This is a genomic window from Microvirga arsenatis, from assembly GCF_009910705.1.
GTDB lineage: Bacteria > Pseudomonadota > Alphaproteobacteria > Rhizobiales > Beijerinckiaceae > Microvirga > Microvirga arsenatis.
Genome location: NZ_JAAAXJ010000019.1, coordinates 1 through 12,292, shown reverse-complemented (window position 1 = coordinate 12,292; position 12,292 = coordinate 1). Strand labels below are relative to the sequence as shown.

The window sequence follows — 12,292 nt, the reverse complement described above, 5'->3', positions numbered from 1 at the left end:
GATAGCATCCGTCTGGCGATCCTCAGGAGGCTCCAGCCGCGCCCCTCGGCCCAGTTCGCTCCAGCTCCTGAATGAGGCCGCGCATCTCGTCGATTTCCCGGCGCTGGGCGCTGATGATGTCGTCCGCAAGTTTCCTGACGCGCGGGTCGGAGATGTTGGCCCGCTCGCTCGTCAGGATGGCAATGGAATGATGCGGGATCATGGCCTTCATCCACGCGACGTCCTCAACGGTGGCCTGGCTGCGGACGAGGTAAAGGGCCAACGCGAACACCGCCAAACCCCCAAGGAAGATCGCGCGGTTGACCTTGGTGTTTGTGTACATGCCGAGCATAAAGGCCAGCATGATCACGGCCATGGTCGCGCCCATGACCAGGGCCATGTAGGCCCGCGTCTCACTGACATAGACATGGTCGAAGCTGTAGACGTTCAGATACATCAGCCCGAACATCACAAGGGTCGATGTCGCAACCATCGCGCCGAATCGCACGTACTTGGGCATAGTCCGATACTCCTGATCAATCACGCTGGGCGAGCCTCGTCAGGCGGCAGCCGGCGGCTCCCCATCCGTGGTGGTGAGGAACCGCTGGTCTCCCGCTGCAGAACCAGGCGCGGCTATTGTTTCGTGGAGCCGGTGACTTCATTCTTGTTCTCGCTCTGGGCATGCTTCTCCACCCAGGCGGTGAGTTCCTTCAGGCTCTTCTCATTCTCCTCAATCGTCTTCTCGGCGAGCTTCTTCGATTCCGCGTTGTCGGCGCCCTTGAGACCGGCCCGGGCCATGTCGATTGCGCCCTGGTGGTGCGGGATCATGGAGCAGATCCAGGCCACGTCCGCATCCTTGGCCATCATGCCCATCATCATGGGGCGATTCATCTTCATCATGGCCTCATGCAGGCCCTTTTGGGTCTCGTTCATCTGACCCATCATGCTCTGCATGCCGTTCTGCATGGTCTGGGACATGTTGCCTTGCATGCCTTGCATCTTCTGCATCATGTCGCCTTGAGCGCTCGCCTGAACGGCGGTGCGGCACGCCTCAGGAAGGTCTGCGGTCTGTTGCATCTGACCGGCCGTTGAGCCGCCCTGGTTCTGTTGGGCGATGGCACCCGAAGCGGCAAGCGAGGCGACGGTGCTCAGGACAAGAAGAAGACGGTTGTTCATGACAGTTCTCCTGTGAGTTGTGACAAAGGGCAGGTCGCCATGTTGCGCCACCCGCCATGAGGCGACCTGCTCGACCTGGACGGCATCGGTTGTGCCGGCCCAGAGGAATGTGCCAAGGGGCGGAGCCCGTCCCTCGGCGGCTTCAGAATGAATCCGGCTACAGCATGTAGTAGCCGGCCGATGCGACGGTCTCATCCTGGAAGATTAGCTGGGAGCCATCGTAGGTAATAGCGTCATCGCTGATGAAGCCGCCCTCCCGGGCATCGGCCGCATCGAACATAAAGTCGTCCTGTGCCATTTGGTTCTTCGACAGCCCGACCAGGAAGATCGACCCTTCCGCGGCGGCATCCGCGTCGGTGTTCCAGCTGACGAGCACGCCCGCTTGACCACCCCGCGACGTGTCCTGCACGGTCACCTGATCGGGAGTGATGTCGCGCAACGCGATGTGATCGAAGGCGCCTGGGCCGGCATCGAAGCCGCCGACCACGACGTCATTGCCGCTGTCGGGGGCGACGATGAAGGCATCGGCCCCGTCCCCGCCATCGAGGGTGTCGTCGCCCATGCCACCGTCCAGCATGTCGTGACCGGCTCCCGCCGCGAGGGCGTCGTCGCCGGCCTCGCCCATGAGGGAGTCAGCCATCGCGCCGCCGAAGAGGTGGTCGTTGCCGTCCTCGCCCTTCAGATGGTCCATGCCGTCTCCGCCCACGAGGGTGTCGTTGCCGGCGCCGCCGCGCAAGTCGTCGTCCCCTCCCTTGCCGGAAAGCTGGTCATCGCCCCCCAGCCCGACGAAGTAGTCGCGTTTGGACGTGCCGAGGAGAGTGTCGCTTCCGGCACCGCCGAACTCGATGTTGAAGTCATCGAAACGGAACCAGGCATCGGGACGCTCGTCCGCACCGAGGGCGGGTGGCGTGAGCGCCTCACCCTCGTTCTTGATGAACTCCACCGCGGTGACCCGTTCCGCGTCGGCGCTGGTCGGCTGGATCACCTTGCGGTCGTCTGCGAACATGAAGTCGTCCTGCGCCAGCTCGGTCTTTTTGACGCCTTCGAGCAGCACGGAGCCCTCACCATCGTTCCAGCTGATCAGGACGCCCCGTTCGGTATCCTCGAACCGAAGATCCTCGGGTTCGATGTCGCGGATCGCCAAGTGGTCAAGGATGCCGGGCCCTGCGTCGAAATCCTTGATGACGTCGTGGCCGCTGTCCGGGGAGATCACAAAGGCATCACCGCCGGGGCCGCCCACCAGGGTATCGTCGCCCCTGCCGCCCTCCAGGTCGCCGTGACCGACGCCTTCGTTGAGGTAGTCGTCGCCGTCGCCGCCCCGGAGGGCATCGGCCTCAAGGCCGCCGATCACGCGGTCGTCGCCGCGGCCGCCGTCGAGGTGGTCCATTCCGGCTCCGCCCCTGAGGACATCGTTACCTTTGCCGCCGAGCAGATCATCGTCCATACCGCCGCCGCGCAGGGTATCGGGACCACCTCGCCCAAAAACGAGGTCCTGTAAGTCTGTTCCTGAATAAAGATCACGATGACCCTTGCCGATGTAGAGATTCACGTCGCCGAAGGTTTTGACCGTTGCTCCACGAGAGTGCGAGCTCTCAGAAGCGTGGTCGTTGTGCTGAGCTGATTTCTTTGCCATGGGGTATCATCCTGTGATGCCGGGACAGTGTATGAGCCCGGGTTGAGCTACTGGTTGCATGCAGCGGAATTCGTTCTCCGGATCCCGCCAGGGTCCTCATGCGGCCATTCGGCGGCAACTCTCGGCACACCGGCGGCAGGCATCCACGCACTCCTGCATGTCTCCAACCTGCTCGCAGGAGCGGGCGCACTCCTCGCAGATCTCGGCACATTCGCGGCAGGTGTGCTTGTGGTGCGGCGAGTTCATCAGCATGAAGTTAGCTGAGGTCTTGCAGATCTCGGCGCAGGCGATCATGAGCCGGAAATGGCCTGGCTCCACGTGCTTGCCGCCCTGCTCCAGGCAGTGGGTCATCGCCATGCCGTAGCAGGATTGGTAACAACGCAGGCATTCATCGATGCAAGACTGCATCTCAGGGGACATCTGGTGCATGTCCGTCTCCAAGGTTGGACTAAGCGTCCGCGTGAGTTGCGGCATGGCGGGGGACGCGGGACCGTGTGCCGAGCCGCTCGCTAAGAAAGGTCCTGGCCGACAGGCCTAAAGGGCAGAAGGCCGATAGGACGCAGGCGCGCGGTCACACTGCAGGTGCAGTGTGCTGAGGCGCGAGATGTCAAACGAGCTTTGGGGGACGGTCGAGCCCGGACGAAAATCTGGGCAGGGGGATGCGATCAGGGGCAACCCGCAGCGGAGCCGAGAGCAGGAATGCCTGTGCGGGAACGCCCGGGGATGGAGCGGCCGCCATCGTGCAGGCAGGATGGCAACAAATCTGTCCTGCCCCGTGCGCCTTGGCCGGCGCGAAATGCTTGTGGTCCGGCCGGCGATGCACCGCTTGCTTGTGCCCGCCCTGCATGACGTCCGAATGCCATGCGGGATCCTGGACGGCGGCCTGCGCGGCTCCATGCCAAGACGCGCTCGCGGGCGCGATGGCGATCATCGCGATCAGGAGGCGGGTCAGCACAAGGCGAAGCAGGTTGGCCACGGCACCGTCCGTTGCAGGGGTCTCGGCGCCAACGACAGCCGCTTTGATTTGTTCCCCTGCCAGGCTTGAACGTGCCACGTTCGCCCGGCTCAAATTTTGTGCAGCGGCCGCACAGCGTTCCTCTCTCCTTTTCAGGTTTCAGGTCCGGTGGGCAGCATGCCTGTCGCCCAACGCGAGATTGCGGGCGCTGTTGGCGAGGGCGAGATGGCTGAACGCCTGCGGAAAGTTCCCGACCTGGCGACCCGCAACAGGATCGTACTCCTCAGCCAGCAGTCCGACGTCGTTGCGCAAGGCCAGCAGACGTTCGAACATCCCACGAGCCTCCTCGCGACGGCCCTGCAGGACGAGATTGTCAACCAGCCAGAAGCTGCAGGCCAGAAATGCTCCCTCGCCCGGCGGCAGGCCGTCAGCCGCCTCTGCCGTGTCGTAGCGAAGGACGAACGTGCCATCGACAAGCAGGCGCTGCTCGATGGCCCTGACGGTTCCCTGGACCCTCGGATCGCTTGGCGGCAGGAATCCGACCAATGGAAGCAAAAGCAGACTCGCGTCGAGGTGCTTGGACCCGTACGACTGAACGAAACTACCCAGCTCAGGATCGAAGCCTGTGCCGCACACGTCCTCATGAATCCGCTGCCGGAGCTGACGCCATCGGTCGAGGGGACCTTCCAACCCAAACTCCTCAGCGCTGCGGATCATGCGGTCGAAGGCAACCCAGGCCATGACCTTGGAGTGCGTGAAGTGCCGCTGTTCACCTCGAACCTCCCAGATCCCTTCATCGGGTTGGTCCCAAATACTCTCCAGGTGGCCGGCCAGGTCTCTTTGCAGCGCCCAGCCGGCCTCCAGTGTGGGGAGCCCACCACGTCGGCCCTGGTACAGGGCGTCCATCACTTCACCGAACACATCGATCTGGCGCTGGCTGTAAGCGGCGTTGCCGATGCGAACCGGTCCAGAGGACTCGTAGCCTGGGAGCCAGGAGGGCTCCCACTCGCTGAGGCGCCGCTCGCCCGCGATGCCGTACATGATCTGCATCTGCCGCGGACTGCCCGCGACAGCTCGCAGCAGCCAGGCCCTCCAGGCCTCGGCCTCGTCCCTGTACCCGGCATCCATCAGGGACAGGAGCGTCAGCGTCGCGTCCCGCAACCAGCAGAAGCGGTAATCCCAGTTGCGGGCACCACCGAGCTGCTCCGGCAGCGAGGTTGTGGGCGCCGCCACAATCCCGCCGGTGGGCCGATAGGTCAGGGCTTTGAGGGTGATGTGCGAGCGCAGCACGGCGTCCCGCCAAGGACCCGTGTGCTGGCAACGGCTTGACCACTCCTGCCAGAACGCCTCGGTGTTACGCAGTGCAGCCAGCGGGTCTATCGCCTCGGGAGGCGGGAGATGGGACGGGCCATAGGAGAGGACGAAGGGGACCACCTCGCCCTCAGACACGGTGAACTCGCCGACAGTCCGAAAATCCTTGCCCTGCACCGGGACCGGCGTGCGCAAGATGACCAGATCAGGCCCGGCGATGGCCTGGAGCGCTGCTCCATCCTCTGTCCGGCTGACCCAGGGGACGGCGGAGCCGTAGTCGAACCGAAGCACCAGCTCCGTGTGCATGGCAACCTGCCCCCGGCGCCCGAGGACGATCCGCAACAGGTCGGAGGCGGTGCCGCGGGGCGGCATGAAGTCCATGATCGTGGCGGCACCGTCGGCGGTCTCGTAGTCGGTTTCCAGGACCAGTGTCCCGTCCCGGTAGCGCCGGCGCACGCGTGGCGCCGGATCAGACGGGGCGAGAAGCCAGCGTCCGTGCTCAGGGGTCCCGAGCATGGCCGCGAAGCAGGCGCTCGAATCGAAACGGGGCCAGCACAGCCAGTCGATGGAGCCGTCGCGCGCGACCAGGGCCGCCGTCTCGCAGTCGCCGATCAGGGCGTAATCCTCGATGCGGGATGGCATCAGCTCTCCTCCTGCCTAACCGTTCTCCCGGAAACCCGGATAGAGCGTCATCCCGCCATCGACGAAGAGGGTGGTGCCGACGACGTAATCAGAGGCGTCGGAGGCCAGCCACACGGCCGCCCTGGCGATGTCCTCCGGCTCCCCGACCCGGGCATAGGGGATCAGTTCGAGCAGCTTGCGTTCCGCCTCGGGCGTTTCCCAGGCCTCCCGGTTGATCGGGGTCCTGATGGCGCCCGGCGCAATGCCGTTCACCCGGATGCCGGCCTGCGCCACCTCCTGCGCGAGGCTTTTCATCATCAGCATCACCCCGCCCTTCGAGGCTGCGTAATTGACATGCCCCGCCCATGGGATGACCTCGTGCACCGACGACATGCAGATGATCTTGCCCGTCGCCCGCGAGACCGACGGGTCCGGAGCTTGGGCCAGGAACCGGCGCACCGCCTCGCGGGCACAAAGGAACTGGCCGGTGAGGTTGACGTCGATGACCCGGCGCCACTGGTCCAGCGTCATCTCGGCGAAGGCGGCGTCCCGCTGGACGCCGGAGTTCGCGACCAGGACGTCGAGGCGGCCGAACGCGTCGCCGAAGGCGTCGAACATCGTGCGCACCTCGTCCTCGCGCGATACGTCGGCCTTGAGCGCCATGGCCTCGCCGCCGGCGCCGCGGATCGCCTCGACGATCCGCCCGGCCTCCTCGGGATGCGAACGGTAGTTGACGCCGACGGCGGCTCCGGCGGCACCGAACGCGCTGGCGATAGCGGCGCCAATGCCGGAGCTGGCGCCGGTGACAAGGGCCTTTTGGCCCCGAAGCGGAAGGCGAGGGTCAAAGGTCATGGGGCACTCCTCAGATGATGTAGCGGTCCCAGCTGGCGTAGTGCTCGGCTGTCCGGCGTCCGCGTGGCAGGCTGAGCCCGATCAGCGCGAGCCCCAGGATCACGCCAGCGACAGCGGCAATCCCGGATCCTCCGTCGAGAAGCCAAGGCGCGATCACCAGCCAAGCGCCGAGCGGCACGTTGATGAAACGAAGCACCCGGGCGACCTCCGCCGTCGCGATGATCGCAACCGTGATGGCTAAGGCCCCAATGACGTGGTCGCTGTTGGCCATCGCTCCCGCGGTGCCGAGGACCACCCGGGTCAGCATCAGGAAGGCGCCGATCAGGATCGTGAGCCCGAGCGTCCATGGCAGGGTGATGCCACGGGTCGTGTCCGCCCAGAACTTGGCCGGGCTCGCCAGATTGTCGGACCGGTCCTCCCGGCCGCCGTCCACGGCATCGCCCTGGAAGAAGGTGCGCAGCAGCGGCTTGCCCTGCCGGTGGGCCCAGTACAGGAACTGCCCCATCGCAATCACCTCGTCGAGGGCGAACGGGATCATGACCAGCATCGCCAACGCGGCAATGAGCGCCGGCGTGCTCCAGGTGCCGATCATGATGGGCTGGATGATGATGAAGTAGACGCTCACCACCCCGAGCGGGATGACGAGGATACCGAAGAAGGTCACCATCCAGGGCATGGTGCGCCAGCGGTCGCGGGTGCCCATGACCGCCATCAGGATCTCAAGCATGTAGCTCACCGCGCCGAGGCCGGCGTCCGGGATCGGCCAGGCCCGTGAGACGTCGGACGTGATGATCTCCTCGGTGCCGTTCTTGGGGTCGGCCGGGTTGCCCAGGAAGAACGGCTCCCAGGCATAGTCGACATGGCCGAGCTGGTAGGCGGTGAGCATGCGCGCAATCAGAAGCCCGATGAGCCCCATCGCGGCGATGGGAAGCCGCTGCGCGCCGGTTGAAGGACAATAAGTCCACCCCGGCGGTACGACCTTGGGGTCCATCATGCCCGCCATGCTCATGCCGGGCATCATCGGCACGAGCACCGCGAAGGCGATCACCAGGGAGCCGACGAGAAGGTCGTTCTGGTATTGGGCGGCGCTCGGGCTCCAGAACAGCAGCGGCGCGAACAGAAGCCAGATGCCAATGAACGCGTTCGCCCACTGCGCGAACCACGCCGTGCGCCTGGACAGCGAAAGGGCGCCGAACAGGGCGATCAATAGGCCGCTGACGACATCGCTCGCCATCAGAGCGCCCGCCCGCCATTCGACCGACGGCAGCCCGCGCTCGGCCGTGATCGCCCGCACGGCGGCGCTCACCGTCTCGCTCGTCACCGAATCGTACACGAGGGGACTGGCCGCGAGCCACAAGCCCAGCCCGACGTTGGCGAAGTGCGCCCAGCGGGTGCGACGGGCGTCCTCCTCCATCATCGCCATGTGGTCATGGCCGCCCCGAGCCGTCATCCCGCCATGGCCGGTATGATCCGCATGGGCGCCCTTGCCCGCCGGCGGGAGCTCCATGGCGGCGTGATCATGCGTGGCAGGAGCCTTCTGCGCGGCGCGCGCCCCCTCGCCCATGCCGCCGTCCGCCGCCACGGCGTGTGACGGCCGCTGCCCGTACCAGGCGACGAGCGCCCGATTGAGCTTGTTCGCCTTGTACCAGCCTGTGGGATCACGCTTGAGGGCAGCCACCATCTTCGGCAGCGTCTCCCGCAGCGAACGCTTCGGCTCCCAGCCGAGAAGCCGGCGCGCCCGGGTGATGTCGAGCACGTAATGGGCGCTCGATTGCTCGACCATCCAGGGCTTGATGAACTCGTCGCCGCCCAGCACCTCGCTCTGGACCCATGTGCCCGCCATGGCGAGGGACTTTGGGATCCGAACCGTCGTCCAGTCCTCGCCGTGCATCGCCTCGCCGATGATGTTCTGCACCTCGGCGTATCCGAGCGCCTCGGGCTCGCCGACGAGAAGCGGCAGCTCCGGCGGGAGCTCCCGCCGGCGGTCGATGACCCGGGCGAAGGCGTCGGCGAGGTCGTCAACATGAACAAACGACTGCCCCGCGCAGAGCATGCCAGGGTAGAAGTGGGCGATGAGCCGGTGCTCGTAGATGCGCGCCACCTGCTCGGCGACGAACGGCGAGTGGCCGAGGTCATCGTAGACGCCGGCGATGCGGAGCATGACCACCGGAATGCGGCCATGCCGCTCGCGCAGCAGGGCTTCCGTGCGCACCTTCGACTCCGGATAGGCCCAGGACGGGTCGACGGGCGAGTCCTCATTGATGGTCTCGTCCGGCCGGTCGGTGGGCCTGTGGACCAGCATCGTGCTGGCGAACACGAACTGCTCCACCTCGAATGCCTGGAACCCGTCGATGAGACGGCGGGTGCCCTGAACCGTGACCTTGTCGTAAAGCGGGTTCGGCTCGCCCGAGACGTCATAGTAGGCGGCAAGGTGGATGACGGAGGCAATCCGGGTGCCAAAGCGCCGACGGATCTCGTCCAGCGCCGCCGCGATCCTCTCGTCGGAGCCCAGGTCGAAGTCGACGGCATGCGCCGGCGCGGGCGGATCCGGGGGGCCGGCCCGGTCGAGGGCGACCAGCGTGTAGCGGTCGGCGAGCCGCTTGATCAGGGCACGGCCAATGAAGCCGCTCGCACCCGTCAGAACGACGACATCTTCATGGTCTGGCATGTTTAACTCTCCCGTTGTCTCGCATCGGTGCTGGGCAGGCGTCCGATTCGCGACGGCATGGCTGCGGGGATGCCAATTGGTTCACCGAGCCGCTCGCGCTGAAACGGTCTGGGCCTCGGGGCCCGCCTGAGGGGCGGCCACCCGCGCCTGGCCGAGCGAACCTGCCGCTCAGACACAGGAACAGGCACAAAACGTCAGGCGAATTTCGGGGGGCGGTCGAGGCCGGACGGCACATTCGGCGCCGGCATCAGGTCAGGGGCGCCGTGAACGGAAGCTGAGACAAGGCAGGCCTGCATAGGGCCAGGGGAACATGGAACGACCGCCATGGTGCAGGAGGGATGGCAGCAGCCCTGGCCCGCCGCATGGGCCTTCGCCGGGGGGGCATGGTTGTGGTCCCCTTGATGGAGGACCCGAGCATGGGGAAATTCCACTGCAGACGCCTGACCGGCCGCCAGGGCCACGCCATGCCAAGGCGTGGCCACGAGGCCGAAGGCGACCAGTGCGACCAAAAGGCGTCTGAACATGAAACGGTGCAGGTAAGCCAACGCGTCACCTGTTTTGTGGTCAAGGTCCCAACGGCAGCACCTCGATCTTGTTCCGGCGGGCCTTGCCCGGGCTTGTCCGGAAAGTGGCCAAAATCCGCTCCTCAGCCCTGGTCCTGTGAGAAGGATCGCGCTTGCACGATCCCATGCGAACGGGAACGTCCGGGATGGTGTACCAGGACGTGCGCATCCGTGGACGCATGCGCGCTCCACCGCCCGGCTCCGCGGATTCGCTTCGCCACGCTTGCATTCGGTCGGGGACACCATAGATCGATCCTGGAGATCCATCCTGGTCGAGGCTCAACGCGGCGTCCGGAAGCTGCCTATCGTGCACCTCAAACAAGGCAGGCTGCCGGTTTGATCCAGCGCAATGCGGGCGGTGGGCGAGCAAGTAGATTGTCAGGGGTTAGGAGCAATTCATTGAACTCTGTGTGGACCCACGTACGACGCCTTGCCACCAGCCTCATGTTGGTGGCGATGGCTGCGTTCGCGCTGCACAGCGGTGCCTTGGCCGGCATCAAGGTCCACAACACTGTTTCGCACCATGCCGAAGGACGCATCCACACGGGCGTGTCACAGCCTTCGCACCATGAGAGTGGCGAAGGCGTCGCCCTCGTGAAAGCCTCCGACAGTTGCACCCACTGTCTCAATTCCGGTGAGCCCGACGGCGCAGGCACGACTTACGGGTCCCATTGCGCCAATGCCTGCGGAGTGGCCCTGCCGTTCGGCGTACCGGGCGAACCCGCTCGTACCGCAACGGCCGGCATCCAGGCGCTCGTGAGCCAGGGGGGCGCCGGCATTGACCCGGCTGGCCTGAAGCGTCCGCCACGAACTTCCTTCATCGTCTGAAAGCGCGACCGGCTCCGCCCGTTTGTCGCTCCCCAAGTCTTGTTCCGTCATCCCAGGGATTTTCACCGCTTGTCCAGCTCTGGGCGTGCGATGCCCCAGGCCGCCCGTCAGCCCGGGTCCCTGGTCCCTTACCCGATGATCCATAGGCGCCGTTCGCTTGGCATCATCAGCGAAAACGTCATCCAAGCATGCGCCGTCAACAACCGACGTCCATGTCGTACCGAGGAGAACCTGTTATGAAGTCGCTCATTCTCATTGTAACTGCTGCCGTTGCCATTGCTGGACCCGCTTTGGCTCAGGCACAAAGCAGCAGTCAGCAGCACCACACCACCGGAGCACCCGCAGCGACAGCCCAGGGGCAGATGATGCATGGCAGTGGCATGATGCAGGGGGCCGGAGCGCAGGCCGGCAATCAGTCCGAAGCGACAAAGGCTTATTCGGCGGCGGTGGACAAGATGCATGCGCCGATGGCGCAGGCCATCCAGAACGCTGACCCGGACATCGCCTTCGTGAAGGGCATGATCCCGCACCACCAGAGCGCCGTCGACATGGCCAAGGTCGTCTTGCAGTACGGCAAGGACGAACAGGCCAAGAAGTGGGCCACCGATGTCATCCGCGAACAGGAGCGTGAGATCGGCGAGATGAGGGCTTGGCTCAGGGCGAAGGGAGCCGAGTGAAACGAAAGCGCGAAAGTCGAATCCCCGGCCATCCGAGTGGAGGTGCGCCCGTGGCGCACCTCCATCCAGCCTGTGCTCCCTGGACGGAGCTCCGCCCTTCACTGGGATACTTGGACGCTGTAGGCGCACCCGCGCAGGCGTCAGGCATTTTCCCGTCACCGTTTCGATAGAGAAGCCCCATGAGTTCTTTGCTTTTCACCCGTCGTGCCATTCTTGCAGGGCTCACGACTTCAGTGGTTGTTGGCTATCCCCACCACTCGCGCGCGCAACCCTTGCCAAGAGTCGTCGTGACCAAGGATCCGTCATGCGGATGCTGCTCCGGTTGGGCTGACCATATCCGGGCGGCAGGCTTCCCTGTCGAGATCAGGGAGACCTCCGAGGTCAATCGCCTCAAGATCAAACTCGGCGTGCCTCAGGCCCTCGCCTCCTGCCACACCGCGGAAGTGGGCGGCTACGTGGTCGAGGGGCATGTGCCGGCGGATGCCATCAAGCGGCTGTTGTCCGAGAAGCCTCAAGCGAAGGGGATTGCCGTCCCTGGCATGCCGGTCGGCTCGCCTGGCATGGAGGTCGAGGGCACCGCACCTGACACCTACGAGGTTGTGCTGTTCGGACCCCGTGGGCTCACAACCTTTGCACGCTACCAGGGGCTGCGGGCGCTTTGACGCGACGGCCTTAGGGGCCTCGAGTCTCGGAGACCGTTTCCTGGCTGAGCTGTGCTGTGAAGAGAGCGTTCCGCAGCGGCTCGGTCTTTGTCGGACTGCTGAAGCGGTCCCTCTAATTTGGAATAACAGGATTTCTTCCAGTGCTTGACTTTGTTGCATGGCGCGTTTTTGGATTGTGCTCGGCTTCATCGGTGTCGGAGCGGCGCTGACCTTCCCTCCAAGCCGCGATGTGTCGGACCACGAGCTATGGCGGAATCTAGGTGATGACGGTTTGAGAAAGGCGGCGTACCGAGGCGGGTGACAAGCCTTGCCAGAACCTCTTCGAGAAGAGCGATACGCCTATGACCGAGACTACCAATGTTTTACG

The 12,292-nt window shown here is 65.1% G+C and carries 11 protein-coding genes; 3 read left to right on the top strand and 8 right to left on the bottom strand.

Annotation, left to right across the window (positions count from 1 at the left end):
- Positions 1–22: 22 nt before the first annotated feature.
- From GR303_RS20905 to GR303_RS20870, 8 genes are all read right to left on the bottom strand, one after another.
- The gene (locus GR303_RS20905; protein WP_161725646.1) at positions 23–499 is read right to left on the bottom strand and encodes a DUF305 domain-containing protein; all 477 of its coding nucleotides are present in this window, start codon (positions 497–499) and stop codon (positions 23–25) included.
- A 113-nt stretch (positions 500–612) separates the two neighbouring features.
- Positions 613–1,155: a DUF305 domain-containing protein gene (locus GR303_RS20900; RefSeq protein ID WP_161725648.1), complete on the bottom strand. Its 543-nt coding sequence runs from the start codon at positions 1,153–1,155 to the stop codon at positions 613–615.
- A gap of 157 nt (positions 1,156–1,312) precedes the next feature.
- Complete coding sequence (locus tag GR303_RS20895; RefSeq protein ID WP_161725649.1) at positions 1,313–2,788, bottom strand: calcium-binding protein; 1,476 nt, start codon at positions 2,786–2,788, stop codon at positions 1,313–1,315.
- Positions 2,789–2,884: 96 nt separating this feature from the next.
- On the bottom strand, positions 2,885–3,217 hold the full coding sequence (locus GR303_RS20890) for a four-helix bundle copper-binding protein (RefSeq protein WP_161725651.1): 333 nt from the start codon (positions 3,215–3,217) through the stop codon (positions 2,885–2,887).
- A gap of 178 nt (positions 3,218–3,395) precedes the next feature.
- Complete coding sequence (locus GR303_RS20885) at positions 3,396–3,764, bottom strand: hypothetical protein (RefSeq protein WP_161725652.1); 369 nt, start codon at positions 3,762–3,764, stop codon at positions 3,396–3,398.
- A gap of 138 nt (positions 3,765–3,902) precedes the next feature.
- Positions 3,903–5,696, bottom strand: a complete 1,794-nt coding sequence (locus GR303_RS20880; RefSeq protein ID WP_161725653.1) for a glycoside hydrolase family 15 protein — start codon at positions 5,694–5,696, stop codon at positions 3,903–3,905.
- A 15-nt stretch (positions 5,697–5,711) separates the two neighbouring features.
- The gene (locus tag GR303_RS20875; protein WP_161725655.1) at positions 5,712–6,527 is read right to left on the bottom strand and encodes an SDR family oxidoreductase; all 816 of its coding nucleotides are present in this window, start codon (positions 6,525–6,527) and stop codon (positions 5,712–5,714) included.
- A 10-nt stretch (positions 6,528–6,537) separates the two neighbouring features.
- The gene (locus GR303_RS20870) at positions 6,538–9,195 is read right to left on the bottom strand and encodes an NAD-dependent epimerase/dehydratase family protein (RefSeq protein WP_161725656.1); all 2,658 of its coding nucleotides are present in this window, start codon (positions 9,193–9,195) and stop codon (positions 6,538–6,540) included.
- A 1,019-nt stretch (positions 9,196–10,214) separates the two neighbouring features.
- On the opposite strand from GR303_RS20870, the gene GR303_RS20865 reads away from it, so the two are divergent.
- The 3 genes from GR303_RS20865 to GR303_RS20855 all read left to right on the top strand — a co-directional run bounded on the left by GR303_RS20865 (position 10,215) and on the right by GR303_RS20855 (position 11,925).
- Positions 10,215–10,586, top strand: a complete 372-nt coding sequence (locus tag GR303_RS20865; protein WP_210253389.1) for a hypothetical protein — start codon at positions 10,215–10,217, stop codon at positions 10,584–10,586.
- Between the two features lie 236 nt (positions 10,587–10,822).
- Positions 10,823–11,263, top strand: a complete 441-nt coding sequence (gene copM / locus GR303_RS20860; RefSeq protein ID WP_161725658.1) for a CopM family metallochaperone — start codon at positions 10,823–10,825, stop codon at positions 11,261–11,263.
- Positions 11,264–11,442: 179 nt separating this feature from the next.
- Positions 11,443–11,925: a DUF411 domain-containing protein gene (locus GR303_RS20855; protein ID WP_161725659.1), complete on the top strand. Its 483-nt coding sequence runs from the start codon at positions 11,443–11,445 to the stop codon at positions 11,923–11,925.
- The last annotated feature ends 367 nt before the right edge of the window (positions 11,926–12,292 follow it).